Annotated in this window: 23 protein-coding genes and 2 pseudogenes; 12 read left to right on the top strand and 13 right to left on the bottom strand. The window is 58.0% G+C overall.

Translation table 11 applies throughout. The features are described from left to right. Positions 1–117: 117 nt before the first annotated feature. The 5 genes and pseudogenes from E4631_RS26620 to E4631_RS19915 form a co-directional block, all read right to left on the bottom strand. Positions 118–717: pseudogene (locus E4631_RS26620) on the bottom strand (plasmid pRiA4b ORF-3 family protein). Positions 718–856: 139 nt separating this feature from the next. Continuing rightward, positions 857–1,120: a response regulator gene (locus E4631_RS19930; RefSeq protein ID WP_205704277.1), complete on the bottom strand. Its 264-nt coding sequence runs from the start codon at positions 1,118–1,120 to the stop codon at positions 857–859. A 412-nt stretch (positions 1,121–1,532) separates the two neighbouring features. Then, entirely contained in the window at positions 1,533–2,567 is a 1,035-nt protein-coding gene (locus E4631_RS19925; protein ID WP_166648187.1) for a replication initiation protein, read from the bottom strand. 855 nt (positions 2,568–3,422) lie between these two features. Continuing rightward, on the bottom strand, positions 3,423–4,547 hold the full coding sequence (locus E4631_RS19920) for a replication initiation protein (RefSeq protein ID WP_133658883.1): 1,125 nt from the start codon (positions 4,545–4,547) through the stop codon (positions 3,423–3,425). A 1,021-nt stretch (positions 4,548–5,568) separates the two neighbouring features. Then, positions 5,569–6,666 (bottom strand): NHL repeat-containing protein, encoded by a 1,098-nt coding sequence (locus E4631_RS19915; RefSeq protein WP_133658884.1) that lies wholly within the window; start codon positions 6,664–6,666, stop codon positions 5,569–5,571. Positions 6,667–8,266: 1,600 nt separating this feature from the next. Between E4631_RS19915 and E4631_RS19910 the strand changes: the two genes are divergently transcribed. Both E4631_RS19910 and E4631_RS19905 read left to right on the top strand, forming a co-directional pair. Continuing rightward, positions 8,267–9,073: a ParA family protein gene (locus E4631_RS19910; RefSeq protein WP_133658885.1), complete on the top strand. Its 807-nt coding sequence runs from the start codon at positions 8,267–8,269 to the stop codon at positions 9,071–9,073. A 34-nt stretch (positions 9,074–9,107) separates the two neighbouring features. Then, entirely contained in the window at positions 9,108–9,461 is a 354-nt protein-coding gene (locus E4631_RS19905; protein ID WP_133658886.1) for a hypothetical protein, read from the top strand. 489 nt (positions 9,462–9,950) lie between these two features. On the opposite strand, the gene E4631_RS19900 is transcribed toward E4631_RS19905, so the two are convergent. From E4631_RS19900 to E4631_RS19890, 3 genes are all read right to left on the bottom strand, one after another. Beyond that, the gene (locus tag E4631_RS19900; RefSeq protein ID WP_133658887.1) at positions 9,951–11,168 is read right to left on the bottom strand and encodes a DEAD/DEAH box helicase; all 1,218 of its coding nucleotides are present in this window, start codon (positions 11,166–11,168) and stop codon (positions 9,951–9,953) included. A gap of 498 nt (positions 11,169–11,666) precedes the next feature. Beyond that, a complete protein-coding gene (locus E4631_RS19895; RefSeq protein WP_133658888.1) occupies positions 11,667–13,220 on the bottom strand; it encodes a hypothetical protein in 1,554 nt (517 codons plus the stop codon). A 3-nt stretch (positions 13,221–13,223) separates the two neighbouring features. Next, positions 13,224–14,060, bottom strand: a complete 837-nt coding sequence (locus E4631_RS19890; protein ID WP_133658889.1) for a hypothetical protein — start codon at positions 14,058–14,060, stop codon at positions 13,224–13,226. A 211-nt stretch (positions 14,061–14,271) separates the two neighbouring features. Here E4631_RS19890 and E4631_RS19885 point away from each other — a divergent pair, with 211 nt between their 5' ends. The 6 genes and pseudogenes from E4631_RS19885 to E4631_RS19865 all read left to right on the top strand — a co-directional run bounded on the left by E4631_RS19885 (position 14,272) and on the right by E4631_RS19865 (position 17,148). Next, a complete protein-coding gene (locus tag E4631_RS19885; protein ID WP_133658890.1) occupies positions 14,272–14,646 on the top strand; it encodes a metalloregulator ArsR/SmtB family transcription factor in 375 nt (124 codons plus the stop codon). Continuing rightward, positions 14,646–15,281: a mercuric transport protein MerTP gene (gene merTP, locus E4631_RS19880; RefSeq protein ID WP_133658891.1), complete on the top strand. Its 636-nt coding sequence runs from the start codon at positions 14,646–14,648 to the stop codon at positions 15,279–15,281. The genes E4631_RS19885 and merTP overlap by 1 nt, the downstream gene beginning before the upstream one ends. Beyond that, positions 15,281–15,508, top strand: a pseudogene (locus tag E4631_RS27080) (FAD-dependent oxidoreductase); the annotation flags it as partial. The gene merTP and the pseudogene E4631_RS27080, both read left to right, overlap by 1 nt. A 134-nt stretch (positions 15,509–15,642) precedes the next feature. Continuing rightward, a complete protein-coding gene (locus tag E4631_RS19875; protein ID WP_368028011.1) occupies positions 15,643–16,632 on the top strand; it encodes an FAD-dependent oxidoreductase in 990 nt (329 codons plus the stop codon). An 11-nt stretch (positions 16,633–16,643) separates the two neighbouring features. Beyond that, a complete protein-coding gene (locus E4631_RS19870; RefSeq protein WP_133658892.1) occupies positions 16,644–16,877 on the top strand; it encodes a GDCCVxC domain-containing (seleno)protein in 234 nt (77 codons plus the stop codon). Between the two features lie 73 nt (positions 16,878–16,950). After that, the gene (locus E4631_RS19865; RefSeq protein WP_133658893.1) at positions 16,951–17,148 is read left to right on the top strand and encodes a hypothetical protein; all 198 of its coding nucleotides are present in this window, start codon (positions 16,951–16,953) and stop codon (positions 17,146–17,148) included. Positions 17,149–17,206: 58 nt separating this feature from the next. Here E4631_RS19865 and E4631_RS19860 read toward each other — a convergent pair whose 3' ends face one another. The 3 genes from E4631_RS19860 to E4631_RS19850 are packed head-to-tail and all read right to left on the bottom strand — an operon-like array spanning position 17,207 to position 19,093. Then, positions 17,207–17,650: a hypothetical protein gene (locus tag E4631_RS19860; RefSeq protein WP_133658894.1), complete on the bottom strand. Its 444-nt coding sequence runs from the start codon at positions 17,648–17,650 to the stop codon at positions 17,207–17,209. Next, the gene (locus tag E4631_RS19855) at positions 17,640–18,443 is read right to left on the bottom strand and encodes a hypothetical protein (protein WP_133658895.1); all 804 of its coding nucleotides are present in this window, start codon (positions 18,441–18,443) and stop codon (positions 17,640–17,642) included. Before E4631_RS19855 ends, E4631_RS19860 begins: the two co-directional genes overlap by 11 nt. Then, positions 18,383–19,093: a hypothetical protein gene (locus E4631_RS19850; RefSeq protein ID WP_133658896.1), complete on the bottom strand. Its 711-nt coding sequence runs from the start codon at positions 19,091–19,093 to the stop codon at positions 18,383–18,385. Before E4631_RS19850 ends, E4631_RS19855 begins: the two co-directional genes overlap by 61 nt. Before the next feature lie 380 nt (positions 19,094–19,473). Between E4631_RS19850 and E4631_RS19845 the strand changes: the two genes are divergently transcribed. From E4631_RS19845 to mobV, 3 genes are all read left to right on the top strand, one after another. Next, positions 19,474–20,217, top strand: a complete 744-nt coding sequence (locus E4631_RS19845) for a ParA family protein (protein ID WP_133658897.1) — start codon at positions 19,474–19,476, stop codon at positions 20,215–20,217. A 29-nt stretch (positions 20,218–20,246) separates the two neighbouring features. Continuing rightward, complete coding sequence (locus E4631_RS19840) at positions 20,247–20,834, top strand: hypothetical protein (RefSeq protein ID WP_133658898.1); 588 nt, start codon at positions 20,247–20,249, stop codon at positions 20,832–20,834. A 958-nt stretch (positions 20,835–21,792) separates the two neighbouring features. Beyond that, positions 21,793–23,418 (top strand): MobV family relaxase, encoded by a 1,626-nt coding sequence (gene mobV / locus E4631_RS19835; RefSeq protein ID WP_166648188.1) that lies wholly within the window; start codon positions 21,793–21,795, stop codon positions 23,416–23,418. A gap of 387 nt (positions 23,419–23,805) precedes the next feature. On the opposite strand, the gene E4631_RS19830 is transcribed toward mobV, so the two are convergent. Then, positions 23,806–24,897 carry a TlpA disulfide reductase family protein gene (locus E4631_RS19830; protein WP_133658900.1) on the bottom strand — a complete coding sequence of 364 codons (1,092 nt, stop codon included), beginning with the start codon at positions 24,895–24,897 and terminating at the stop codon, positions 23,806–23,808. Positions 24,898–25,702: 805 nt separating this feature from the next. Between E4631_RS19830 and E4631_RS26020 the strand changes: the two genes are divergently transcribed. Then, positions 25,703–25,861, top strand: a complete 159-nt coding sequence (locus E4631_RS26020; RefSeq protein ID WP_166648189.1) for a hypothetical protein — start codon at positions 25,703–25,705, stop codon at positions 25,859–25,861. Between the two features lie 168 nt (positions 25,862–26,029). On the opposite strand, the gene E4631_RS19825 is transcribed toward E4631_RS26020, so the two are convergent. After that, positions 26,030–26,578: an SHOCT domain-containing protein gene (locus E4631_RS19825; protein ID WP_133658901.1), complete on the bottom strand. Its 549-nt coding sequence runs from the start codon at positions 26,576–26,578 to the stop codon at positions 26,030–26,032. Between the last annotated feature and the right edge of the window lie 8 nt (positions 26,579–26,586).

The raw sequence follows: 26,586 nt of genomic DNA, 5'->3' as shown, positions 1-26,586 counted from the left end.
GTCTAAAAAGACAAAGGTCTGCCCTTAAGGCATGGCCGTAGTTTTGATGCGTAAGCCCTGTTCTCATATAAAGAGTGGCGGTTGCCAAGTTCACCGATTAACATTTGGACCAAACTTTTAACCAAGGCCAGTATCCTTTAGGAACAAGAACCCCTCCGGCCGATAGGTCCAGAACCAGGTCGGTACGTCGCCCTCTCGAATATCCTCGCCGGCCAGCAAGCGGTCAAGTGATTCATAGCGCCAACTGAACTGGTCGAGCGTGCGCTGGTCGTAGCCACCAGGGCCGCCGACTTCCTCGGGTGGGCAGGCGCGGCGACCACTCACGCAAACCGGAATGGCCGACACCACCGCTAAGGGGAACACTTTCTCGACCCGTACCTAGTGCTGCCAGTAGTCGCCAAAATCGTAGGTGTAGGTGAACTTGTCGTTTGCCTGCCACGCAAAATCGCCCAGGTGGACCCGCCGGGCATCATCGGCATACCACGTGCCGCTGGCGTAGCTCAGGCCGTAGTCCTTGCCCCAGAGTTTGAAGCTGTGTAGATGCCAGTTCTCCCAGCCCATCACCACTTGGAAGATGTGGTGCAACTCGGCCAGGGTGGTGTCGCCCCGTACCAGCACGCGCCGGCTGATTTGTGGACTGATACCCAGCAGATGAATCTTGAGTTGGTAGCCCACCGCCAGGCGGTCAGGAGTTGAAGCAGCAGGTGGTTGGGTCATGGCCTTTACCGATAAGTACGGCTTCCCAAGGTAGCCGAAGAAGCAGCTGACTCCGACTGCCCCACACTTTTTGATGCTCTCGTCGTATTCCTTGCGGGTGAGCGTCAGGAATTCGCCGCGCACGAGCACCTCGTTCTGCTCAGGCCAGAAGCAGGTCGCGAAACGCGATGTGGTGCTGCCCCTGAAACTGCCGCCGGATGATGGCGCGCAACCGGGCATTTAGCTCCGAGAGGTGAAAGGGCTTCACCAAGTAGTCGTCGGCCCCCAGGTCGAGTCCCTTGATGCGGTCGTCCAGCCCGTCGCGGGCGGTGAGCACCAGCACCCCGGCCGGGGAGTTATCCAGCTTCAGTTCGCGCAGCAAATTCAGGCCATCCCCGTCGGGCAGCGTCAAATCCAGCAGCACGCAGTCGTAGCGGTAAAGGGCGATTTTCTCCTAGGCCTGCCCAAAGTTGGCCGCTACTTCTACTACGTACCCCGTTTGGCGCAAAGACTCGGTCACGGCCTAGCGTAGTGCCGCCTCATCTTCAACTAAAAGCACTTTCATAATAGCAATCGCAAATTGGCTGGCAGCAAAGAAGCTGTGCGATTCTGGAGAAGGTTAGCGTTTGTTCGGAATTGTGCGCTGCTACTATTGTAATGGGTAGCTCTGTAGCATCAGGTATACTAAATGGAAGTCTTTGTAGTGGTAGCGGTTAAAGACCTAATACCCCTGAAAATCAAGTATTAAAAAGCACAAAAACCATTATCGCGCTTGTGCTTTTTAATACTTACAACTCATCCGGATTTGTACTCTAATACTACGCCCATCTCCTATACTAGGCTTCTTTTAATGCCTTAGCAGCTCGTACAAATACTGCATTGCAGTATTTTTCGCGGTCAGTAATATGAAGCATAGATTTTTCCTTCAACTCCCATTCTGATAGGAGTTTGGCAATCCGTACCCGTCCCAGTACTGGTGCATAGCGCGCGATGCTTGCTTCCTTGACTTTCCACTTACCACGCAGCTTTTCAACTAAGTCTTTAGTTTCTGGGTGCGACAGCCAAGCCTCAGGTATGCGCTTCGCAGGCTGTGGCTGCAGCAACTCAAACCGCAGGGTCACGATGCGGCGGCGCCCCTGCGTCCCGCAGTCAGCTTTTAGGCCAATTACCCGAAAAGCCATCTCGGTAGAGGCCAAATCAAGCAGCGGCACCGCTGTCGTGCGCTTAATCAAATCTGCCACGTTGGCGTATTTCAGCTTGGGCTGACCGTCCTTATCTTTCAAAACCCGGTCCCGCTTATCGGTTTGGTGATGGCAGTCCATTAGCTTGCGATATTCTTCAACCGACACCTCCCAGACCCCAGTATCGCGAAAAGCCGCCAACAGCTCATACAGCCGCATCGAGTACCAATTGCTGAGCTTGAGATACTCCTCAAGCCGAAACGTTGAATAGTGCGGGGGATTCACCAGATAAGTTGTCAGCTGGGGATTTAGCACAACTGTAATAACGCCGTTGTCATAGCCTACGGCCTCCTCTTTTGTCGTATCGAGCAGGTGCCGTGCCTGGCGCTGGCCGCTGGGTAGGCACTCTAGCTTCCACACTACCTGGGCCAGTTGGCGCACAGCAGCTTTCACTTCAGCATAGGCATTCTCACGCGTCAGCTGACCGGGCGAAATAATACTTTCGAGGGAAAGCTGGAAAAACGGACGCAGTTCCGTACCGTCGTGGTCTATCTGGTCGAGCACGCGGGCCAGGATACGCTTGGCCACTACCCCGGTCCGGGGTTGGTGGGCAAACGTAATATTCCAGTGCTGCCTGATAAAGTTACGGTGAACCGGGGTATAAGTACGAGCGGACGGAAAACCAGACACGACAAGGAACTGAATAGATATAGCAATTAATTTTCCAGTGACGGTAGGCGAACGAACAACTGACCAAAGCAGTGATAAAAACCCTACATCGGTCGTAATATAAGGGCAGGAGAAGCTGCGCTACAAACTTTAGAAAAAAGATTTGTGAATAAGTCACCCGCTTTTTCTATGGGTATTTGTCGTAAATTGATTCCCGAATCCGGGGGTATTTGTCGTAGAACAGTGGGGGTATCTGTCGTAGAAGGTTTGCCGGCAGTAGGGGCATTTGTCGTAATTCTGCCTCCACTCCTTATTATAACTACTTTGTTAGAAAAAACTATACTGTTAAAAAAACACTAGCTTAGTGCGCCCGAGTAAAGGGCTTTTAGAGGCCGAATAATTTTTCTCAAATCTTCCCACCGGCAAACAAAACCAACGGGGTACTGACGAAACCAGACGACTTTGATGAATTGCATATTTTAAAGAATAAGTAGGCACCAGGGCAGCTACGACACGTGTCGTAAGCTTGCCCCCCTTGCGTTAGCGGTCGAACCAACACCTACTGCCCGGCAGCTAGCGACCCAGCGCGTATTACCACCCCTGCTCACCACTACAGCCAGCGTCTGATACATTCCCTTCTATCCAATCTCCAACCACTGGGCACCGTCTAGGCCAGGCCGCTGAACGTAGCCGCCGCTACCTACGCCATCCGACCTATGGTCCCGAATCAAATCCAGGTCGACACTTTACCCACCTGACACTGGTTACCTAGCTGGCACCAGTCATGGCCCATCACACCCACACTGAAACTACTACCGCGCGGTATCCACCTTACCAACTTGCGAGAGACGCACCATGCCCTGGCCAACCACCTCTTTACTGCTTATCACCGCTGAATAAACCTAGCTGCAGGTCCTGCTTAACTTGCAGCGCTTCGGCCTTCTGTTCCTCCAGGATAGCTTTGGCAGCGCGCACAAAGGCCGCGTTGCAATATTTCTCGCGGCTATCGATGCGCCGGGCCGAGTTCTCTTTCAACTCCCACTCGCGAATAAGCTTGGCAATCCCGGCGCGCTGCAGCGTGGTCGCGTAAAGCGCGATATTCTTATCCGATACTCTCCACCCCCGCAGCTTCTCGATAATCGGCCCGGTCACCGAGTTCTTCAGCCACGCAGTGGGAATAGTCGTGGCCTGCGGGTGCAGCAGCTCAAAGCGCAGCCCCTCAATTTTTCGCCGCCCGCGGCCGGTGCGGGCCGTCTCGTAGCGCGGGAGTACCCGAAAAGCAAGCTCGGTATCGGCCAGCTCCGCGAGCGGCTCAGTAGTGGTGTAGCTGATGAGGTCGTTGACACTGGGGTATTTCAGTCGGGGCTGCCCGTCCTTGTCCTTCAGCACCCGCCCGCGCTTGTCCGTCTGGTGCCAGCAGTCCAAAAGCTGCCGGTACTCATCGAGTCCCACTTCCCAGACCCCGGTATCGCGAAACGCCGCCAGAATCTCATACAGCCGCATCGAGTACCAGCTACGCAGCTTCAGGTAGCTGTCGAGCCGGTAAGTAGTGTAGTGCGCAATCTGAATGAAATACGGGGCCAGCTGCGGATTCAGCAGTACGGTGATAACGCCATTCTGGTAGCCCACCGGCTGTTCCTTCGTGGTATCGAGCAGGTGCCGAATCTGCCACTTCTCGTTTTCCACATCTTTAAACTCCCAGCTAGTCGCAACCAACTCCCGCAGGGCTACTTCCACCTCCCGGTACGCATTTTCCCGGCTTATGCCCACGCTATCGGTAATGTCCCCCAAGGCCAGCTGATAGTATTCCCGCAGCTGAAAATCATCGTCCCGAATCTGGTCCAGCACCCGCGCCATAATGCGCTTGGCCGCCACACTCATCTTGATTTGACGTGCAAACGTGACGTTCCAGTGCTGCTTGACTAATTCTTTATGCTGCGGCTCATACACGAGCGTCAGGGGCAGCGCCGAAGTGGCGGTGGGGCGGCGTTTGTAGGCCATGGCAGGGAGTAGACAAAGATTGCCCCTAATGTATCACAAAAAAAGCGGGTTGTTGATAACCTACTCGCTTTTTGCCGGGGCATAACTCGCTTTATTCATTCGGTAACCAGGGGTAAAACTCGCTTTATTCAAGTCGAATTCGGGGGTAAAACTCGCTTTATTCAAGTCGAATTCGGGGGTAAAACTCGCTTTATTCCGTTTACTCCTTATAGAGTAACTAGGTAGTGTAGAGTAAGTACTAGCTGGTAATTATTCCTACTATTTAGTGGGCCGCCAAATTTAGCTTTCAAAAGCTGTGGAAAACCTATGACGTCTGCAAGGAACAAACACCCATTCCGCTGACCTTAACGCAAAAAAAAGGGATTGTACTTTACGAAGATTCAGTATAATATTAACGATTAAATGGTAGTTGTCACCCGATAACGGGCCTTTTGGGGACAATAACCAGTTAGGTATCTTGCTGCCCCAACCTTTAAAAAAACGAGTTTTACCCCCGAATCTAGATTCCCTCCTGGACCTACCTTAATCATTTGGTTATGAAGTCACAACCAGTACAATAAAGCAGGGAGCGCAGAAACTACCCAAACATTGAAAGCACTCTCGCTGACCCAAGCTATCCAAACAGAAAAGCGTGGCTTATCTGTCCTATTCCCTGACCAACGGAGATGAGAAGCGGCTACGCCAATTCATTAATGGCCCTATTGTCCCAATTTGAAGCCTAGCCGGTGGACCAACGATACTACAAGGCACGCGGCAATAGCCACGCAGCACCTGAGCACACTAATAATCGACGCTAAAGGCCAGAATAGCGGGCAAGGTGACCACGAAACGCTATGAGCTAGGTGTGGGGACCTTAGACATCAATCTACGCCGTTATACGCAAGAAAAAGACTACACACTTAGAAAGCATTCCAGCACAATGGATGGAAAGCAGCCTAACGCGTTGTCAACGGCATTGAAGCGCAGGTCATCGAAGCACAGCTTCCACCACCGGCCACGCCGGTAGCGACGGACTAGCCCGCTACTGCCGGGTGAGTTGCCGGATGCGCCGATTGTTGGAGTCGGCTACGTATAGCAGCGCGCCCGACGGCAGCACCGCGATACCTGCACTGCGACTGAAGACCGAAGTGGCGGCTGGCCCGTCGAGGTAGCCCAGCGTACGGGGGTTACCCGCCAGCAGACTTACCTGGCCGGTGGTTTCGATGCGACGCAGGCAGCCGTTGCCCCAGTCGGCCACGTAGAGCACGCCACCAGCGTCTACGGCCAAGCTGGTGGGCAGATAAAGCTTGGCCTGACTGCCAAGGCCGTCGGCGTAACCACCAGTACTGCCGGCCACAGTGCTTACCGTACCTGCCGCGATTTTACGAATTCGGTGGTTGTTGTAATCAGCCACGTACACGGTGCCCTGCCCGTCCACGGCTACACCACTGGGGTAGTAGAAAAGAGCGGTCGCGGCGGGGCCGTCAGCAAAGTTGTCGGGCACGAACTTCACGTCGGTAGAGCCGCTGCCAGCCAGCGTACTCACCACACCCTGGGCGCTAATCTGGCGGATACGCTCGTTGCGCGCGTCGGCCACATACAGCCGGCCCTGCTGGTCGCAGGCCAGACCCATGGGCTCCCAGAAGCGGGCCGTGGCGGCCGGACCATCCTGAAGGCCGGGGGCCGTAGTACCAGCCCAGGTGCTTACCACCCCGGCCGGACTAATAGCGCGGATGCAGTTGTTGTTGTTGTCGGCCACGTACACGGTACCTTGCCCGTCCACGGCCACGCCGATGGGATAATTGAAAGCGGCGGTAGCGGCGGGGCCATCAAGATAGCCGGCAGTGCCGCGACCGGCCAGCGTACTCACTACCCCGGCCGGCGTCACCTTACGAATACAATGGTTGTCGCTATCAGTTACGTAGAGGTTGCCCTGCGCATCGAGAGCAGTCTGATTTGGCCCGGCAAAAGTGGCCGTACCGCCCGTCCCGTCGGCGCGGCCGCTGGTGCCAGTGCCAGTGCCAGCCAGTGTACTGACGACATAGGTTGACACGGAGGCCCCGTTGGTGGTGGGGTCGTCGTTCTTCTTGCAGCCCAGTAGGGTAGCAGTCAGTAGCAGAGCAATGGCGACGTGACGCATGGAAAGGGAGATAAGGATGAAAAGATACGTGCTAGCGACAGCCAAAGCGAGCGCGCAGGTCTACGCCGGGCTCGTAGAGCGAGTGGTGCACAGCTGCATAAAGCCGCGTAGTCGAGGCCACGGCGTTCGTGCACGTGACGGCGAAAGGCACAGTTGCCCACCCACCAGTGCTGAAAAGCGGCTTCCGAGAGGCAGCCATCCGCCGATTAGTGGTAGCAGATAGCCGCATTTCCCATGCATAGCCGCATTTCCCATGCACTGTAGCAATGCCTGCATAGCACATAACAGCGCTGCCAGCGTGGCGCTACTTTACTAACTACTATTGGGTACCATCCACTGAAGCACTTGTCATAACGGCCATGGGAAACCTGCCCCCTACCCTACTGGCTAACCCTTTTACAGCGTGCGCCTCGGGTGCTCGTCAGTTTCCTTGTTTCCACTTCTACTACGCGGTGCCGCCTACTACCTTACATACCGTGGCGCTCCCTACCTCTAAGCTGGCTGACTACTCGCGTATATTGACTTAGCGGGGTCGCTTAGCCGAACAGTGCCATAGGCAGTGGGGAAAGAACTAAATAGGCTAAGACTTTGCCCTAAATGCGAAGTAGCCGTGCGCTGAGTAGTCGCTGGCAGATGTTATCCCTTTACCGCCTTTATGTAAGTATGGCTAAGTGGCGACCGTGTGGCCAGACCATTGTTAAGCCGTCGTCTGGTACTATATTTTGGGGCATGGTGTACATATTAACCCCCAGTATGCAGGCCCATAACCTGGCGTTAGTGCAGCTTAGGTAAAAGAGGGTATTGGGTAAAATGTTTTACACAGTTAATATGTTTTAATTGTCTAAAACATATTAAAACAGTTGGTGCATTCTGTTCGCATAGTTAATCTAAAAACATAATCTAGTTGTAAGCCAAAGCTGACAATACTCGTCTCCACGAGTGGGGTAGCTAAGTGCGAATAGCGCAACGGGCAGTCATAAGGCCATCTTACATATCGGACCCAGGTGCTACCCTTGGCTTCCACTTATCACCTTTTCATGCGTGCTGCATAGCAATTTTACTACGTAACTACTGGCCCACAAAGCGACCAGACTGGCGGATTATTCAACTAAGCATGGGACTGGGTGCCCAGGCCACTTCAGCCCTCTTTAATAGCTTTTGGCAAATTCAACGCCTCGGTACTCACGGCGTAAGCTTACATCTAGGAGTCCGTCAGGAATGGCACGCGGTTTAGTTGCTAGTTGGGTAGGAAGACAGAATAGAAATACAGATTTACTTGTATGGCATTGCCAACAGCTTAGCGACCCTAGTAGGCTGGCTGTTCCTGTTTTAACTGGTTTATATGGCTAATACAGCCTAAAAAGCTAATCAGCAGTTAATCTTTAGATTGTTTATCCATTTTATCCATTTAAAATGTTTTACTCGTTTTTACTGCAAATAACTGATTATCAAAAATATAATACCTCAACAAAAAGAAGGCAAATGGTTAAACCATACAAAATGTTTTAACCATTTTGTATGGTTTGTATTGTAGAAACATTTTAGCCAGTTACATTTGCTCGCCTCCCTAACAGGCCAAAGAATCGCCTTTCTGCATCTCATGAAAAAGAAGAACCCACCCGTGAAAGAAAAACAGCCCCCCGTCATTATTGCGGTAGTTGGCCGCAAGGGGGGAGTTGGCAAGACAACCACTAGCTTGAATCTTAGCGGCGAGCTGGCTAACCGTGGCTACCAAGTGCTTCTCGTCGACCTGGATGTGCAGGGGGATGCCACCTCTGCGCTGACCCGTGAAGAGTACACCGCTAGCACAGGCCAGGTACTGCTGGCGGGAGGCGGGCTGCTGGATGCGCTGGTACAAACGAAGCTGCCAACACTCTGGCTGCTGCCGACGGACGATGACTTGAAACCGCGCTCGAAGGAGCTAATCGCGCACCGGCCCGATGACTTTCGCTTCGCCCTCCGGGACGTGCTGGCAGCCGAGGCCGGCGGCTTTGATTTCGTCGTCATTGACTGCCCCCCGTCTTTGGAAGACATTACGCTCATTGGGCTGTGCGCCGCTACGCATTACTTAGCCCCAGCCCTGCCCAGCTACTTTTCACTTAAATCGCTCAACAAGCTGGCCGAGCTAACGACCTTGATTCAGCAGGAGCCAGGCATGAATCCGAACCTGCGTTTTATCGGTCTCTTCTTTACCGATTTCAATCCCAGGGTACGTAATACCCTGCACGCCGATATTGTGGCGGCGGCTAATCATTTGTTTCCGGGTAAGGTGATGGCCAATGTGCGCACTGACAAGCGCCTGGGGGATGCCCAGCGCGACGCCATTCCGGCGCAGCTCCGCACGCCGGAGTCCAACGCGGTCGCTGATTTCCAAAGTTTGACCGACGAGGTGCTCACGCGCCTATAGTTGTTTTCCTCACGCTTCTCCTTTTACTTTACCTATGGCTACTTCCTCCGGCCCCCGCGATATTAATGACCTGCTAACCGGGGCCAGCCGCGCGCAGCCCCCCCGGCCTCCGCAGGCATCCCCGATAGCTACCCCGCCACCCGCCGCCCCACCGCTGGCCGCGCAGCCAGCAGTCGCCGCCCCCGCCACCCGAAAGGGTACTTTCATCCTGACTGAGGCCAATGATGATGCCCTGCACCGCCTTAGCTTTTATACCCCGGGCCCGAAAGGAGAAAAGTCATACCTGATTAATAAGGCACTCGAAGCCTACCTGGCCCAGTTTCCCGACAGCCAGCGGCCTATTCCCGAGGGCGAAGACGTGCGGCGTCGTGGGCGCCGCCACCACTAGGCAATCGTATCGCAATACGTGCTGTAAGGACAGCCCGAGCGGAGTCGATGCTACGGCGCTGCTACTACCAAATAGCAAGTCTATGTTGGACTATAGGATTGTTATTGAGTAGCGTAGCGGGTAACAAGCTAGCTGGTTTTCAAGATTTACCAGGTGAGTTATCCGCTTGTTTTCGGGAAAGGATTCTTAGCATACTTAGCTGGCCAAACTGAGCAGTTCAGAATTAATCAGCTTAACCAGTTTGGCCGGTTTAACCAGACTAAATGAATTGGCTGGCTAAAAAAATTGAGACTTTAGGCATAAGACTTACGCGAAGCTGCGCGAGACAAGCAGTTGTAGGCAGTGCGTAAGTCCTATCTGCGTATCACCAAGGTGAGCGCCAGCCTTTTGCCTAAAGGCAGATGCTCATAGGAGCATTACGCCATTTTGGCGTCGTAGTCAGAATACTTGTAACTGATAGGGTAGGATAAGGTGGGGTAACTCCCCCGACTATTGGGCATCACTGATAAGCGGCGTAGCTGAGGCTGGCAAGTCATAGCCAGTAGCATCCACGTAGCTGATTTTGGCGGGGTCAAACGCGGCCAGGGCCTGGGCTACCCAGTGCTCATCAATCGTATCCTGGTACATGAGCAGGTGCACCGTGGCCGTCTGGTCGGGATTGAGGCGCAGCAACCGACCAATGCGCTGGGCGGCCTTGCGCTCATTGCCGAAGGCGTGCCAGATGATGCCTATTCGTAGGTTCGGAATATTGACGCCTTCCGAGAGTTGGGCGACGCAGGCCAGGCGCTGGATGTCACCGGTGTTGAACTTGGCTAGGTTCGCCTGACTCTCTTTGTTCTTGGAATGGTAGGTATGGTCGGCCTGCTCTTCGGCCTGCTGCTGGTTGCAGGTGAAGAGCAGCACCTTCTCCGAGAACTCGCTGGCAAGGTGGGCCATGTAGCGCCCCTTGCTGGGATAGTTCATCAGCGCCTGCATCCGCAGGATGCGCAGCGTCTCGACGGGAAGCTGGTCCTGGGCTGCATTGGCCAGCCGGGTCGTCCAGTAGAGATAGTTTTCGCGCTCGCTGGTCGTGAACTGGCTGCCCGATTTGAAGGTAATCTGGTAGTCGCGCACCGCGCTCAGGGGCAGGCGGTGCACCACCAGCCGGTAATCGTTAAGCAGGCCCGCGAGCACGGCCTCGTCGGTGGTATAGTCAATCAGGATGGGGCAGTACGTGGCCACCAGCCGGCCCTTCTCCGAATTCGCTTGCGCCGGCGGGGTGCCCGTCAAACCCAGGATGCTTTTCTTGCGGGCGGCGTGGGCCTTCAGTCCCGGCTCGTGCGAATCTTTGAGCGCGTGGCACTCATCGAGGTAGAGCTTGTGATAGTGGCCACTAGCCAGCAGTTTGCTCAGGGAGCGATACGTCGTGAAGGCGATGTGGTCGAGCAAATGGGTTAGGCCGAACTTCTGCGCTTCTTGGGGCCAGGAGTCCAGAATGGCCTGAGTCGGGGCCGCTACCAGAAAGGGCTTGGTGACGGGTCCGCTGAGTTGGCTACTTGCCAGCAGGCGGTCCATGTCGCGCAGCCCGATGAGGGTCTTGCCAACTCCCATGGCAACGGCCGCCCCGGCTAGCCGGGGTTTGCTTATTACTGCCAGCACCTGGTCTTGGAGCACTTGTTTTCGCGCCAATGCCGAGCTAGTGGCCGTGGGTACCGGAGAGGAAGTCATAGGGGAGCAGAAAGAAAGAAGCCGGGCCGCCGGGTAGTAGCCCGGTCGGGAAAGGGCTTGATAGGGAAGTGAAGTTAGCGAGCCGTCAGGGATGCCGCAACCAAGCAAACAAGCCGACTTCGCGCAGCCAGTGCGGGTCCTGGAAAGTGGGCTACCCCGGCGAGCGACTACTTCATGCAGCGCTACCCTGCTTATTTGCGGGCGGCAGCGGCCCTTTTACTTCTCTCATCCCAATGCAGCATGGTTTAAGGCAGTGGGGTAAAAATAGGTGCAGGGCGCTATCCAAGCGCTCGCGCTCCTGGGTGCCCAGCAGCTACCTGCGCACGTCAGTCGTCGCGTCTAATTCTATCAGCGTTTGTCAGCCGTAGCCACTGGCAAGCCAGGCAATGGCTTTGCCAACGCTAGGCAGCAGAAACCCGTTTTGGTTTAACCTAGCCAAAGCGGGTACTGGACAAGGGGTAGCCTGCTTGCGCGGCTGGGGTGCCCGTACCATCTTTGCTAGTCGTCCGCGCTGCTGGTCTCCGTGCTACGGCTAGTTTTTCCAGCCCGGCTATAGGCGCTAGGCTTTTGGGTATTACCCTCCAGCACCACCAGTACCTGCCGGCAAGGATAGGCGGGTTCCGTTCCCTCAAAGCCGTGGAGGGTAGGCGTACAGAGCTGGACGCTGTTTTGCGGCGGCGCAGGGGGGCGGGTCTTCTTCGTCAGGTCCAGCACGCAGAGAATGGATAGCTGCTTGGTATTGGTCGAAGCATAGGTATTCGCCTGCGGGCCGTACTTGGCCAGCAATTTGCCCCGGTCGGAAATGGTTTTTTCTACTTTTAGCTCCGCCACCATTCCCCGAAAGCTGATTTCTACCCGTCCGCCGGCTACCTCAGCTTCCTTGACGATGTGTTCGCCCAGGTAGTCCAACCCACTCAGGTGCTGGATGAGCTGGTCGCGAAAAGCATTCTCGCTGACGTTGTCCTGGGCCTTGTAGATACCCTGCTGCAAGCACACCCCTTGGTAGTTCAGAACCCCCCGCAGCAGCTTGGTGAAATCAGCTAATTCCTGCTTGGCCAGCCGGGGCAGAGAATGCAGGGCGGTTACTATGTCCAAGGCTACCCGGTTGAGGGCGCTGAATCCAGTTGGAATATAGGCCGCGTCCGGACTGAGCACCCGGGCCAGGAGCTGGTGGTAGCCGATAAGGGGCACGGGCAGACGCTCCCCCGCCGGGCTCTCGTAGTACGCCAGTAGCTTGATGGCATAGGCATCCTCGGGGCGGTGCTGCGGAAATGGGAAGACCACCCGCCCGCTGACCGCGTAGGTTGTGGTGGCTGGTAAGGGGCGCACTTCGGCCAGTTCCAGGCTGTATAAGCTGCTGTCCGTCGTTGACACCGGCCCCAGCAGTAGGCGGTCGTAGCCCGCCGGCCAGTAGTTGGGCGTCAGCAGCCCCCGCACGGCGTACATAGCGGCGGGCTCCAGCACCTGCGGATTGGCCCAGGGCTCGTCGTCAATAAAAAACTCGGCCGACAGCAGCAGCGGTGGGGCAGTCTCCGCCGCGGGAGTAGTAGAAGCAGCCGCCTGACGCAATTCTGCCAGGGGGTCTTCCTCGAAGGCATACCTGGTCGGGAAAGGCAGTGCCAGCAGACTTTGCACCACGGCGCCGACAGCTGGTACCTGTGGGGCCGTGCCAACCAGCGCCAGGCACTGCGCCAGCTGGGCTTTAAACGGGTCGGGATAACCCGCCTCTTCCAGGCGAAGGAGCCGGATATTGGCCCGGGCCGCCCGCAGATGAGCCTCGGCCCCGGTGCCTGCTTGCAGCTCCTCGTGTGACCAGCGAAGTAGCTGATAAACAGCACTCCCCAGCAAGCGGTAATTCGTAAAAAAAACGGCCTCCGCCGTAGCGCGGGTGACCGTTTCCAACTGCCGCAAGGGCTCCATGACCAACGCCTCGCCTGCCAGCAAAGGTGCCAGATTGGCTTCGTCAAAGAGTAAAAGCTGCCGCAGCAGCTCCCGGCGCACCAGGAACTGGGTGGCAACTAGGTCGGCGTGGTAGTGATGGCGCTTGAACATAGCTTAGAGGGAGGCAAGCCGGGTAGCATCAAGCTGGCCCGTGGCCACCAGATGCTCCAAGCGGGAAAATTGCGCAAATGCCTGGTTGGTGCGGGTGGCGTACTCGATGGACTTCGTCGCGGGCACAGTGCGGGCGAAGTGCTGGGTCAATTCATGAAGCTCGGCGTGCAAGCCCTGTGCCCCCAGTATCGCGTACACCGTAAAGACGTCGGGGTAGGAGCCGGCCGCAAGCTGCGTGCGGACAAAGCTCGTCAGCAGCGCCAGCTGGCTGAGCAGCTCCGCGTAGGGCAGCTGGTGCAGCTGTTCGAGCAGCTCAGTTCGCAAGTCCCCGAAGGAGGCGTAGTCGGGGGCCGTCCGCTCCAGGTAGCGGAGCGCCTGCGTCAGCCAGTACCCGCGCAGCTCCGGATAGGCCGGCAGCAGGTGCGTTAGGCGCTGAACGAATTCCTGCTCCAGATACTCTTCGCCGCAGGTGCCGTACTTGGTGAAGTAGTAAGGTACCAGCCGCAGGTATAACTCGCGGGTATCGCGAGTGAGCGTGAGGATAGCCTGGACCAGCTCTTTCCCGTATTCCAGCTCCTGCGTCTCATAATACGCCTTTTCCAGCGCCTGCATGTTTACTAGCGCTACCAGCCGCTGCGCGCCCGTCAGGAAGGGAAGCAAGCCGGGGAGCACTGCCACCGCCGCCTGGTGCAACACCTTGCGGGGGTCGGTGAGCGCCGTGACTATGCCGGGTAGGTCGACGGGCGCTACTTCCTCTGCAAAATTCTCCGGCAGGGTGCCGTAGGCCCGGATGGCCTGCCTCCGAATAGCTGCCTCCGGGTCATCGAGCAGGGTTTTCACTGCCTCCAGCAGGGTAGTGGTGGCACAGGCCGGCTGTTCCGTAAGCAGGTATTGGCCTTGGTTAAAAGTTTGGTACCGATGTTACATCACCATTAGGTCAGCCGAGAGTTCGACTCGAGGCTCAGTCGGCATGCATAAACATAAAGTGGTGAATTTTTTGTTTTAGCTTTTGCTTAATTAAGCGAATGCTACCTTTGCAAAAATCGTTTTCATGAAAGCTACCGCGTGTATCCGGGTGTTTGCCGACACCGACCACATTCAGCAATGCCAAACGCGCTTGGCCCACGTCGAGCCGGTCCTTCAGTCGCTGGCTTCCGTCCTGGCCCTGGCCGGCAACGAGGTGCGCCTGAAAATCCTGTTCCTGCTGGCCGATGAGCAGCAGCTGTGCGTGTGCGACATCGCCGACGTGCTGCAAATGACCGTTTCCGCCGTTTCGCAGCACCTGCGCAAGCTCAAAGACGGCGGCGTGCTGCACGCCCACAAGGTCGGCCAGACGGTGTTCTACGCCCTCAGCCAGCCCCATTTGCCCCTCCTGCAACCGCTGCTGGCCGGTTTATCGGCCGCGCCCACTTCCCAACCCGCCTAATGAACCAGCCCCCTTCCTCCGCCGACAAGCCCCTGGTGAGCGCGGGCCTACTGGCCGCGCTGGCCGCTTCGCTGTGCTGCATCACCCCCTTGCTGGCCGTCGTGGGCGGGCTGGGCGGCGTGGCCTCGTCCTTCTCCTGGCTCGAACCCTTCCGGCCCTACTTCATTGCGCTCACCGTGGGCGTACTGGGCTTCGCCTGGTATAAGAAGCTTAAGCCCCGGCCGGCCGATGACTGCGGTTGTGCGGTGAACGAAAAACCTTCCTTGCTGCAATCCAAGGGCTTTTTAGGGGTCGTGACCGTGCTGGCGGCGGCGCTGCTGGCCTTCCCCTACTACGGGGCGCGCCTGTACCCGACGGCGGCTGCTCCGGTTTCGGCAGTGACCACCACCACGACCGGGGCCGCTCCGGTCTGGCAAACGGCTTCTTACCGCATCGGGGGCATGACCTGTGAAGCCTGCGCGAAACACGTCGAGCACGCGGTGCAGCAGCTGCCGGGCGTGCAGGCCGTGACCGTCTCCTACGACCAGGGCACCGCGCAGGTCCGCTTCGACGCGGCCAAAAGCCCCGCCGCGCAGGTCGCGCAAGCCATCAACGGCACCGGCTACCACATTTTACCCGCCACCGCGCCCCGCTAATGGAAACGACCAACTTTAACGTGCTCGTTATCGGAACGGGCGAAGGGGGCACCACGGCCGCGCAAAAGTGCGCCAAGGCCGGCAAGCGCGTGGCCATCGTGGACGTGCTGCCCTTCGGCGGCACCTGCGCGCTGCGCGGCTGCGACCCCAAAAAGGTGCTCATCGGCGCGGCCGAAACGGTGGCCCGCTCCCGGCAACTGCTCGGCCACGGCCTGGACACGGCCGCGACGGTGGCCTGGGCCGACCTGATACGCTTCAAAAACAGCTTCACCGGCAAGGTGCCCGCCGCCCGCGAAGCCAGCTTGCAAAAGGCCGGCATCGCCACGTACCACGGCCTGGCCCGCTTCACCGGCCCCACGCGGTGCAGGTCGGCGACCAGGAGCTACGGGCCAAGCAGTTCATTATCGCGGCGGGGGCGCGGCCCCGCCCTCTCGGCATTCCGGGCGAAGAGCTGCTGCTGGACAGCACGGCCTTTTTGGAGCTGGCGGAACTGCCGGCCGACCTCACCCTGATTGGCGGCGGCTATATCGCTTTTGAGTTCGCCCACCTGGTGGCCCGTTGTGGGGTCGCCGCCCGCATCCTGCACCGGGGGGTACGGCCCCTGGAGCACTTCGACGCGGACCTGGTGACTCACCTGGTCACGGCCTCCCGCGAGGCCGGCATTGAGGTGGTGCTGGACACGGCCGTGACCGGCATCGAGCGGGAGCCGGGCGGGCGCTTGCGGCTGCGGGCCGAATCGGGTGGGCAGGCCGTGGACTACTCGGCGGCGATGGCCGTGCACGCGGCGGGCCGCGAGCCCAACCTGGCCGCGCTGGACCTGGACCGGGCCGGCGTCGCGCATGGCCCGGCTGGGGTCACCGTCAACGAGTTCTTGCAAAGCACCTCCCACCCCGACGTGTACGCTGTGGGCGACGCGGCGGCCTCGGGCCTGCCTCTGACGCCGGTCGCGGCCAAAGCCGCCTTCGTGGCGGCCAGCAACCTGCTCAAAGGCAACCACACGCCTGTGGCCTACGGCGTGGTGCCCACGACGGTGTTCAGTCACCCGCCGCTGGCGGCCGTGGGCCTGAGCGAAGCCGAAGCCACCCGGCAAGGGCTGAAATTTACCGCCAAAAGCGAACTCACCACCGACTGGTTTACCGCCCGGCGCTTGCGCGAACCCGTCTCGGCCTACAAGGTATTGGTGGAAGAAGGCAGCGGTCAGGTGCTCGGCGCGCACCTGCTCGGCCCCAACGCCGACGAGGTGATTAATCTGTTCGCCGTGGCCATGCACGCCAAGCTGCCGGCCCGCGAACTGCAAAAGCTGGTCTTTGCCTACCCCACCAGTGCGTCCGATATTGTCTACATGCTCTAATTCTCCTGCTCATGCTCCCCACTGAAACCCAAGCCCCCCTCCTGACTTCCGTCCTGACCTGCCCGGTCTGCCAGCACGCGCAAGCCGAACAGATGCCCATCGACGCCTGCCAGTGGTTCTACGAATGCACGAGTTGCCACACGGTATTGAAGCCGCTGGCCGGCGACTGCTGCGTGTACTGCTCCTACGGCTCTGTGCCCTGCCCGCCGATTCAGGCGCAAGGCTTTGGCAGCTGCTGCGGCTAAGCGACCGGGCTAACGCTGAATGTGTTTTGTTGCCACAATGCCCTCTTCTTGTTCACCTCCTAAATCCCTGTTTATGAAAAATACCCTGTTTGCCCTCGCCCTGTTCGCCGTTGTCGGCACCACCGCTGCCCAAGACGGCAAGCCTAGCAAAAAAGACAAAAAGCTGGCCAGCAAGGCCGTCTGCGTCAAAGGAGATGCCTGCTGTGCCAAGAAAAGCACCACAACCGCCCAAATAAAAGCCTTGCCTGCGGCCCCCGCACCGGCTAACTAGTCATTCGATTGCTGAATACAAAAAGGCCCTTGGCACATCGCCAAGGGCCTTTTTGTATTCAGGAGCGCAGCAGTTCGCCGGTCAGGGATTGTACTGAACTCTCGGCTGACCTAATGGTGATGTAACATCGGTACCAAACTTTTAACCAAGGCCGGTATTCCACGTAGCGCATGGCTTCGCGGCGCAGGCTGCCCGTGGTATCCGCCGTTTCAAACAAGTAGGTATAAATAGCGGGTACTATCGCCGCCGTGCGCACCGGGTCGGGCAGCGAGCCTTGGAGCAGCGCCAGCAGCCGGGATTTGGTAAACCCCTGCGTTTGGCTGGCAAGGCCGGTTAGTACCTGCAGCACCGTTAGGTGCAGCGTAGTAGTGTCGGCGCGCAGTACCTGGCGCACGATATGCTCCGTCTGCCGCAGGTGCCGCTGCCGCTGCAGGCGCAGCTGCTCGACTTGCAGCACTGGTAGCCCAGCCAGGGGATTGCCCGCTGGGAGATTACCCGCCATAGAAGTAAGTGAGGGTAGGTGTAGCCGGGTGCAAGGCGGCCTGGTGCTGCGTAAACGCGTGGTACTGGTCGCTGGCCGCGATGAGCAAGCCTAGCAGGGCTTCGAAATGGGGCGCGAAGTGGACCGGTGCGCGGTGCGCGGCCCGGTCGATTGCCTTGACCAGCGCTTGGTGGCGTGGCGCGGCCAGAGGAGCCGCGGCCAGGTCGGCCACCAGCTGCCCGGCCAGCAACGTAGCGTGGGCCGGCAGGAGCAATTCCTCCTCAGCCAGGGCCCGGCCGCTGAAACCCAGCAGCGCCACCTGCCCAGCATCCGACAGCGTGGCGCGCACCCGCTGAATTGTCGCCAGCGTGGGGTCCGGGGCCTGCCGGTAGCAGGCGGCCAGGGTGCGCAGCGTAGCCCGGTCGGCCGAGTCGCCATAGCCATCTTCCATAAACTCCAGCGACTGTACCACCAGCTCGGTGAGTGGTAAGACGAGCGTTGGGGCCACGGCCAGCAGCTCCTGCAAAAAGGCTTGCACCCGGAGCCGGTCCGCCTGACTAGTCAGCTGCACCTGCGCTGCCAGCAAACGCTGCGCAGCTCCCGAGTTGGCGCGGGCCAGGCGCTGCACCGGCTCCAGCACCTGGGGGTAGCCGGGCGCCGCCTCACCACGCCCGGCCCGTTGCCCGTACGCCAGCCGGGACAGCAGGGTAGTAAGGTCGGCCGCGTAAGCCGGCAGTTCAGTTGGGGCCAGCGCTAAGTTGAGTACGCTAGCGGCTGCGTCCAGGTGCGGCCCCTGCCGCAGGATGCGGAGCACTTGCTGCCGGGCGAAGCCAGGCAAGGCTTGCCCTCCCACCATGCCAGGCGGAAGGCGTCGAGCAGGGTGGCGCCAGCGGGGTCTTCCAGGAAAAGGGAGAGGTAGTTAAGCGCGGCCGGGCTGAAAAACTGCGGCGACAGGCCGGCGGCTTCCCGCACGGTAGCGGCCGTCTGGCCCCGTTGCCCAGTACCCAATTCCTCCACCAGGTGCAGAATCGACAAGGTCTTCGTATCGGCCTGCGACTGCTCTTGGGCAAGCAGGGCATTGATTTCCGCCTGGAGTTCCTGCTGGCGCGCCGTCTGCTGCTGCGCTTCTTGCTGCTGCTGGTCCTGAGCCTGCTGGGCGAGCACGGTCCGCCCAAAATTCTTCGGAAATAGCTCCTGGTGCGAGGGGCAGCCCGCGCAGCAGTCCAGGATAAAGGCACGGCCACTCCGCTCCAGGTTAGTAGAGCGGACCGTGTGCGGGGCGTGGGGGCAGGAAAGTTCTACTTCGATAGGCAGTTGAGCTAGTTGGGCTACTAAGCCGCCGGAGCAGTCCGCCAGGCGTAAGTGCTGGCACCAATTACGCAGCGACGGCAGGAGGGCTTTGTTGCGTTCCCCAGAGGCAGTGGCTTGCCCCACCATCCGCGCAGTCGTGTCGTTTTGAGCCATACCAAAGAAGGAAAAGAGAGCTGAAAGGTAGTAGCTGCCGATGGAGCCGGAGGTAACACCGGCGCCTATCCTGTGGATTTAGCGTGGGTTCTTTTGCCAGTCCACTGGTACTGGGGGCGGACCAGCGATATCAGCATCATGGTGGAGGGACTCTTATGCTGAGTAAGACACGGTCGTGACTTGTGGTAGAAGTGTCGGTACCCGGTTAAAACTGCACGCTTTTGGGTAAGGCGAACCAGCGGATGGACTACCAATCCAAGCCCTGTCAGCTAAGCTATTGAAGAGCGGATGCACTGATAATTCTAGTAGTGCAAATAATCCGGGTAATATTGATAACATAGGTAACACTTATCTAGGTAGCCCCAAAGTATCTTTGCACTATGAGCAAGATTCTCGCAATTACTAATCAGAAAGGAGGGGTAGGCAAGACTACTTCCACGGCCAATATTGGGGCGGGGCTTGCCCGAGCAGGGAAGCGAGTTATCCTGGTCGACCTGGACCCGCAGACTAACCTGACGAAGGGCCTAGGAATAGTAGCCGCCGAAAAAAACGTGTACGGCGCTTTACTCGGCGAATACGAGCTGGAAGTGTACCCGCTCCAGAAGAACCTGGCGCTGGTAGCCGGCTCACCCGCGCTTTCAGGCTTTGATAAGGCGAAAGGGGATGAGGTAGACCGGGAGTTTTTGCTCAAAGAATTACTGGAGCCACTGCGGGAGCAGAGCGACTACATTTTGCTGGACTGCCCCCCCGGCCTGGGACTGGTTACGCTCAATGCCTACGCCTGCGCCCAAGCTCTTTATATCCCATTGGAAGCCCAGATGTACGGGGTCGACGGTCTGGAAAAAGTTCTAAATCTGGTCAAGCGCATGCAACGGCGGTTGAATCCGGAACTGACGATTGGTGGCCTCTTCTTTACCCGCTACAACAAGCATAAAATCCTGCACCGGGAGACGACCGAAACGCTGCGTGGCCAGTACCCTGACTTGCTGTTAAAGGGCGTAATTCGGGAGAGTGTGGCGCTGGGGGAGGCACCGCATTTTGGCAAAGACATCTTTACCTACGCTAGTCACAGTGCTGGGGCAGCTGATTATGCGGAGCTGGTAACCGAACTGCTGACCCGCTAACTTACTCCTCCTTATTCCGACTAGTACTCATGGCTAAGACCTTCAAAAATTTGCCCGCGCCCGTTTCAATTGTTTCAGCTAAGCCAGCTTCGGAACGGGACTTTTTCGACTTGAGCGATGACCCCCAGCCTGCAATTATTCCCGTCGTAATTCCCTCTGTTGCTTCTGATTTCAATAACACTGGTAATACTGTTGTACCAGGTAACAATAGTAACGCAGGTAGTACGGATAGCGGGGAGGCCAAGCTAAAAACTAGTCGTGCTGAAAAAAAAGGTAACACTAGTAATACTGATAATCCAGGTGTCATTGATAACGGTAGTACAAACAGTAACACTACTTCTTCGGAGGATTTGGACAGAAGGGATGCAGCTACTTTAACTGGGGATGCTCGCCAAACCTTTGTGTTGAGCCGACGTCATTTGGAGCGGCTGCGGGATTATGTGCATGCTCGTCGGGCCGGGGGTGATTACACCTATTCTCAAAAGCAGGCACTACAGGAAGCCCTGGACTTGCTTTTTGCCGGTACAGACCCAGTAGAGACTCGTCCGGACCAGGTGAAGGAGCGGGAGCAGGAGCGGCGGCAACGTATTCAACAGGGCCGGCTACCACGAGCGTAAAGGCAGTGGGGGAAAAGGTGGTACCCGGAGGAAGGAAATCCTAAAAATGGGGCATGGGTACGAGTAACTATTTTGCTGGTAGGTAGCGGAAGGCGGGGGGGCAAATACGGATAGCAAGGCTGGTTGTCGGGGTAGCGGGAAGAAAATTTAAAGGAGCAAAAGGCACGTTTTCTTATCGGGACGGGTACCAGGTTTAGGAGATGAGGCTGGCTTTATGCCTAGTCGGTATAGGGTAAAGTCGGTGCGTGGTTAAGCGATAAGAATTGTATAATTTAAAGGTGGGGGAGCGGTCTAAGGTTAATATAGGCTTGAAGGTAAAAGATGGGTGTAATTAATAAATCTAATACATTTAATATTAAAAATATTATGTTTATAAGCTCAATGAAGGGTTAAGAGAGAGAACGGCTGGCAGAAGGAGCGAGGAAGGCTTGGTGGGGATAACGATTAGGTGGGGGAGGGGCTTATTAAAAGAGAGATTTATGACTGCCAGCCTTTAGGAGGTAGTTAATCTAATGAGTTTTCAGCTTAATGAATGTTCAAAGGCGGCTAAGGATATTTAGGACTTAACGGATTTCAATGAGTGGTCTCGTCAGGTATTGGTATATTCTTGAAGGGTACTTGATTTAGCTGAATCAGGGTGGGGGAGAACTGATGAAAGGACGCGGGAGGGCATGATGTAGGTTGTCAGACCTGGGTAAGGGTGATTGGGGAGATGGCCAAGAATGGGTAGTTGAGCGGGATGATTTGGTAGTTCAGGTTGGTGGGCATATCTTGGGTAGGACAAAGGGTTTTGGGGGCAAGGCGGCGGATTTTAGCCAGTTTTGGGTGAGTGGGATGTAACACACTATACAAAGGCCAAAAATTTGCTGCCCATATTCGTCCTCGACTCGCCCCTCTGCAACTGACAGCAACTTAATTAACACATCTTATCATGCCTACAACCACTCATTCTGCTCCCATGGCACACGCAATCATTCGCATCGAAAAGATAAAAACTAGGCAAGGCATCGGGCAGCGTCAAGCCCATAACGACCGCAGCAAATCCACCCCCAATGCGGATGATTCCAGGCGCGATATGAATCAGGAATACCTGAATACCGAAAACCAGGCAATGGTAAAATTGGTGGATAAGCGGATGGCGGAAGCCGGACTGGGCAAGCCCAAGGAGGGGGCAGTACTGTGCGTAGAGGTGCTGATAACGGCCGGGCCAACGGCGGAAATCTGGCAGCGGGACAAGCAGTCGGGGGAGGCAGCCGACATGCGGGGCAGCGAGTGGGAAAAGCAAACCCTGGCCTGGGCCAAGCGGGAATGGGGCGATAACCTGGTCGCCATGAAGCTGCACCAGGATGAGAAGACCCCGCATTTTCAGTGCTTCGTGGTGCCTATTCTAGGCAAGGACGGGGGACTGGCCGGCGAAGTAAATTTGGAGAATAGCAAGGGGGCCAGGCTGTCGGCCCGCGACATGTTTTCCCCCCAGACGCTCTCGCAACTGCAAACGGATTTCGCGGAAGCCATGCAGCCGTTTGGTCTGGAGCGGGGTATCAAGGGCAGCCGGGCAGAACACAAAACGATGCGGCAGATGTACGCCCTGGGGGGCGAGAAAGCGGCGGAAATAGCCCCCCTGGTAGAACCGATTGAGCCGCAGCCCTTCGTGCTGGCCACCCCTCCCCGGAGTTTGTTCGGCAAGGGCCTCGAAGAGTGGCGAGCCAAACAGCAGGAAGAAATCAATGCGGAAATCGCCCGCCAGGTGGAGGCCGCAAACAAGCGGCTAGGAACGGTTGGTGCGGTAGCCGTAGCCGCGTCAGGGGCTGCCGAGGAGTCGGAGCGGTCGCGCACCTGGGCGGGCGATTCGCTCCAAAAGGCTGATGCGGCACGCAGTGAAGCGAAGAACGCGCAAGACGAAGTGAAGCAGGAAACCAGCCAGGCCCAGGCCGAGCGGGAGCGTCACGCCGCCGAGCTTGACAAGGTGCTGCTTCAGGTCGCGCAGGGTGCGCTGCCAGCCGACCTGCTGCAACGGGGCCAGGACCTAGTGGCTCAGCAAATGGACGACCTGCGCCAGGCTTGGCCAGTACCAGCGGCTCTGCGCGTGCAGGCTGACCAGGCGGAGAAGGCCGGTGATTACGGCCTGGTAGCGGAAATACGCTACGGTAAAGTTTTGGAGGCGGAACAGCAAGTGGCGCTTTACCGGGAGCAAGTGCAGGTCACGCCGGCGGGCCGGGCCCTGATAGCGGAACTGGAGGAGGCCGACCGGAAAGCACTAGCCGAGGCCAAGAGACAGGTAGAAGCGCAGCAAGCCGCCGAGGCTCGTGAAAAGGAGCGCGTGGCCGAGCAGGAGCGCCTGGCTCGGGAACAGGCTGCTGAACAAGCGCGCGCGCAGCGGGCCGCGCAGGAACAGGCGGCCCAGGAGGAAGAAACAAGAAAGGCCCAACAGGCGGCCACCGACGCCGCCGCTGCTAAAAACGAAACAGCTGAGCGGCCGCAAGACGCTGGCAGCTGGGAGCAGAATCCCCGGACCGGCGCATCCCCCACGCAAATCATCGAGCAACCAAGTCAAGACAAGGATGAGGAAATAGAGTGGGATTAGAACCCGCTCGATTGGTGCTACGCAACAAGCCCGGTGCTACCGTAGCACCGGGCTTGTTGCGTAGTATGGCTCAGCGTCTACCCCGCCGCGACTAGCAGTTAGTTACCTGTCTCATCCGTCAATAAGACGCTAGGATGGAAGGAAAATCAGCTGCTAGGTTCTTGGATAGTTTATAATCGGACATCGGAAAAATAGTGAGCTGATTAATGGTAAAGTTATATTCAGTGCGGGTGTGCAGCAGCGTTTAAATCGGCTATTTACTCTGACTTTTGCACGTTGCTGGCAGCTGGTGCGAGGCGGCGGCAAGTACTGGTTTCGCTTCGTCCGGAGATTAGGCCCGGGTGGCGCGAGCCCGGCGACTGGCGGGCAGCGGGCAGGAAGCTACCGCTAGTTCAGGTGGCGGGCTAACACCTGCTTGAGGTCGGCCCCGCGCAGGTCTTTAGCCACGATGCGCCCCTCGGGGTCGAGTAGGAAGGTGGCCGGAATGCCCACCAATTGGTACAGGTTTCCGGTTGGTCCCCGCAGGCCTTGCAGGTCGGCCACCTGCGTCCAGGGCAGCCCATCCTGCTGCACGGCCTGCTGCCAGGCGCCCGGCTTCTCGTCAAGCGAAACGCTGAGCACCGTGAAGCCCACGCCCTGGTCACGGAAGCGCTGGTAGGCGGCGAGCACGTGCGGATTCTCGGCCCGGCAGGGCTTGCACCACGAGGCCCAGAAATCGACCAGCACGTAGCGACCCTGCAGGCTGCTCAGGGCCACGGACTGCCCGTGCAGGTCGGTAAGGGTAAAGTCCGGGGCCAGCGCTCCGACTGCCAGGGTAGGGGCCTTGTCGAGCAGCTCGCGCAGGCGCGGCAGGTAGGGGCAGGCAGGCTGTTCGCGGGCAAAGCGCGTGGTGAGCGAGTCGAGTAGCGGCCGGGCGCTGGGGTGCAGGCGCAGGTAGTGAAAGGCCACGTAGGGCGCCAGGTACGAACCGGTCCGCTGGCGCAGCTGGGCTTGTAACTGGCGCAGGTGCTTGTCGTTGGCGGCAGCCGCTTGGTTGCGCAGCAGTCCGTAGGGCAGCAGAGCTTGCAGCCACTCCACTTCCGGCGAGCCACTCAGGTGCAGCTGGTAGACCGGCGCTTGGCGGGTGCTGCTTGGGGCGAGCTCCACCGACCCGTTGAGGTGCTCCTGCCGACCTGCCAGCGGCACGGGTTGTAGCACGCGCTGCTTGTCAAGGCGCAGCCAGTACACATCGGGAGCGGGCACCCGGCCGTGCAGCACGAAGTGCCCCGTGGCATCGGCCTGGGTTGAGTCCAGCGCGGGCCATGGCTGGGTATGGCTGGGACGCTCGGCCGCCAATAGGTACACGTGCCGGCTGGCCAGGCGTGGGTCGCGGCCCTCGATGGTGTAGCCGGGCGAGGTTAGCGGTTGGGGCTGTTGGGCTTGGCTCGGTAAAGCTGGTAGCAGGCACAACAGAAGTGAGAAGAGTAGGTGTAGGTGCATAAATGAAGGAAAGAGCTAGTGAAGGAAAGAGCTAGGTTATAATAACTTTCTGGCGGAGCCATACCGGCGTAGATAGGCGCGGGCTTCCTGATACTGCGGCTCGTGCTTACCGGCCTTGTCCATTACCACCGCATAGTAGCGGCAGGCGGCCGCCATGTCCTGCTGCTGCGCCGCGAGGTTGCCTAGGGCGGCATTTGTATACGGACGTTTTATTAAAAAACAGCCCTGAAAACTGCTGAAAGCGGGATTTTAGCGGGTAGATATTATGTTGGAAGCGCACCCAGAGTTATGGGGCAGGCAGTTCCTAAGTAGAGCGGCGATTCGCTCGGTTGTCGCCTGGGACAACCGAAAAGTGGGGGTGCCCCATACCTTTTGATGCGCCCCAGATTATTTAGCAGCTGGTGATAATTGATAAGGTGGCTATCACGCAAGCGCTCGTTAAGTTGCAGGACCTTAGTGACCGGATGTTTACGCGTCTCCTCGAACGCAGTAGATTTAACCGTACCTTTGAGAAAATCGTGAGCGTCGTCGAGCGCCTGCGCCAGATTGCGGCAGTAGATTTAACCGGAGCCCCGGGAAAGTACAGCTATGCGTACCGGGTAATCCAGCGGCCTTTGCTTGCAAACTATCGTTTGATAGGAGCCACGGCAGCTGCGTCTTCTTCGAAAATAAAACCAAGCTCCTGGCACGCTACCAAAAAGCGCTGGGCGCGCCTCGCCTCTTTGGAAGCGTTAGGGCACTAAACCTAAAAGCCGCCGAGCAGCGCATCAACCAGCACTTTCCTCAACAGCAACACCTTTCAGCCATGATTAAGGAAGCCAAAAACGTGGACTTTTACACAACTGGCCGGCAGCCTTCGGAGCAGGAATTTGCCCGCATCAGCGAGTGGATTAAGCGGGATAAACAAAAACAAGCGGCCCGCAAATCGAAGTCGATAACCGGAACCAAGCCGCCTATCAGCTAGGGTTATGGCCCCAAAAGGCTGATTAGCGAACCTGGGGAACGGAGGAAGAAGCCGGGTGGAAGGCCACTGCCTACCCGACTTGAGCGACCTTTCTTGGCTGGTGCTGGGTCTGTACCAAACTTTTAACCGAGGCCAGAGTCAGCGGCGCGGTGGGCTGGACCACCGGAGCTATTTCAGCAGCCTCGCCTTTTGCGCGTCGTACTCGGCTTTGGTCAGCACCTTCTGGTCGTAAAGCTTTTTGAGCTTGAGCAGCTCGTCGGCCGTGCTCAGGGGCGGGGCGGCGCTGGCGGGCGCGGCGGCGGAGACTGCGGCAGTACGCGTGTGCGCCGTGATAATTTCCCCCGCCGCTTCGGCCGCGTTCAAATCCACGCAGCCGTTCAGCGTGTTGGCTTTCACGACGGCGACGGTTTTCTCGCCAAAATTGCGCGAGCGCTGCACCCGGATATCCTTCACCCGCACCCAGAGGTTACTCAGTTGGGAAGTAAAATTCTGCTGCTTGCTGCCCGTAAACACGTTGTCCGGCACGAACACGTACTGGAAGTCGCCATTGGGCAGCGTGCCGCGGCCCAGGCGCAGGGTATCACCGGGCCGGATGAGGGTGCCGGCGGCCGTGGTAAAGGCTGGCACGGACTTGCCCACGATTTGCGCCCGAGTGGACTGCGGACAGGCCAGGTCGAGCAGTAGGGCGACCAGGCCCCAGGAGTAAAAACGCTTCATAGGAAAGG

The sequence above is a fragment of the Hymenobacter sp. UV11 genome, assembly GCF_004684095.1.
Lineage (GTDB): Bacteria > Bacteroidota > Bacteroidia > Cytophagales > Hymenobacteraceae > Hymenobacter.
This window is presented reverse-complemented; position numbering and strand designations above follow the sequence as displayed.

Coding starts and splice junctions, on each gene's coding strand:
- E4631_RS19905 (WP_133658886.1), top strand. CDS start 9,108: ATGGCTACTTCCTCCGGCCCCCGCGATATTAATGACCTGCTAACCGGG.
- E4631_RS19915 (WP_133658884.1), bottom strand. CDS start 6,666: ATGCGTCACGTCGCCATTGCTCTGCTACTGACTGCTACCCTACTGGGC.
- E4631_RS19840 (WP_133658898.1), top strand. CDS start 20,247: ATGGCTAAGACCTTCAAAAATTTGCCCGCGCCCGTTTCAATTGTTTCA.
- mobV (WP_166648188.1), top strand. CDS start 21,793: ATGGCACACGCAATCATTCGCATCGAAAAGATAAAAACTAGGCAAGGC.
- E4631_RS19895 (WP_133658888.1), bottom strand. CDS start 13,220: ATGTTCAAGCGCCATCACTACCACGCCGACCTAGTTGCCACCCAGTTC.
- E4631_RS26020 (WP_166648189.1), top strand. CDS start 25,703: ATGATTAAGGAAGCCAAAAACGTGGACTTTTACACAACTGGCCGGCAG.
- E4631_RS19885 (WP_133658890.1), top strand. CDS start 14,272: ATGAAAGCTACCGCGTGTATCCGGGTGTTTGCCGACACCGACCACATT.
- E4631_RS19865 (WP_133658893.1), top strand. CDS start 16,951: ATGAAAAATACCCTGTTTGCCCTCGCCCTGTTCGCCGTTGTCGGCACC.
- E4631_RS19900 (WP_133658887.1), bottom strand. CDS start 11,168: ATGACTTCCTCTCCGGTACCCACGGCCACTAGCTCGGCATTGGCGCGA.
- E4631_RS19825 (WP_133658901.1), bottom strand. CDS start 26,578: ATGAAGCGTTTTTACTCCTGGGGCCTGGTCGCCCTACTGCTCGACCTG.
- E4631_RS19910 (WP_133658885.1), top strand. CDS start 8,267: ATGAAAAAGAAGAACCCACCCGTGAAAGAAAAACAGCCCCCCGTCATT.
- E4631_RS19860 (WP_133658894.1), bottom strand. CDS start 17,650: ATGGCGGGTAATCTCCCAGCGGGCAATCCCCTGGCTGGGCTACCAGTG.
- E4631_RS19845 (WP_133658897.1), top strand. CDS start 19,474: ATGAGCAAGATTCTCGCAATTACTAATCAGAAAGGAGGGGTAGGCAAG.
- E4631_RS19850 (WP_133658896.1), bottom strand. CDS start 19,093: ATGGCTCAAAACGACACGACTGCGCGGATGGTGGGGCAAGCCACTGCC.
- E4631_RS19830 (WP_133658900.1), bottom strand. CDS start 24,897: ATGCACCTACACCTACTCTTCTCACTTCTGTTGTGCCTGCTACCAGCT.
- E4631_RS19870 (WP_133658892.1), top strand. CDS start 16,644: ATGCTCCCCACTGAAACCCAAGCCCCCCTCCTGACTTCCGTCCTGACC.
- E4631_RS19920 (WP_133658883.1), bottom strand. CDS start 4,547: ATGGCCTACAAACGCCGCCCCACCGCCACTTCGGCGCTGCCCCTGACG.
- merTP (WP_133658891.1), top strand. CDS start 14,646: ATGAACCAGCCCCCTTCCTCCGCCGACAAGCCCCTGGTGAGCGCGGGC.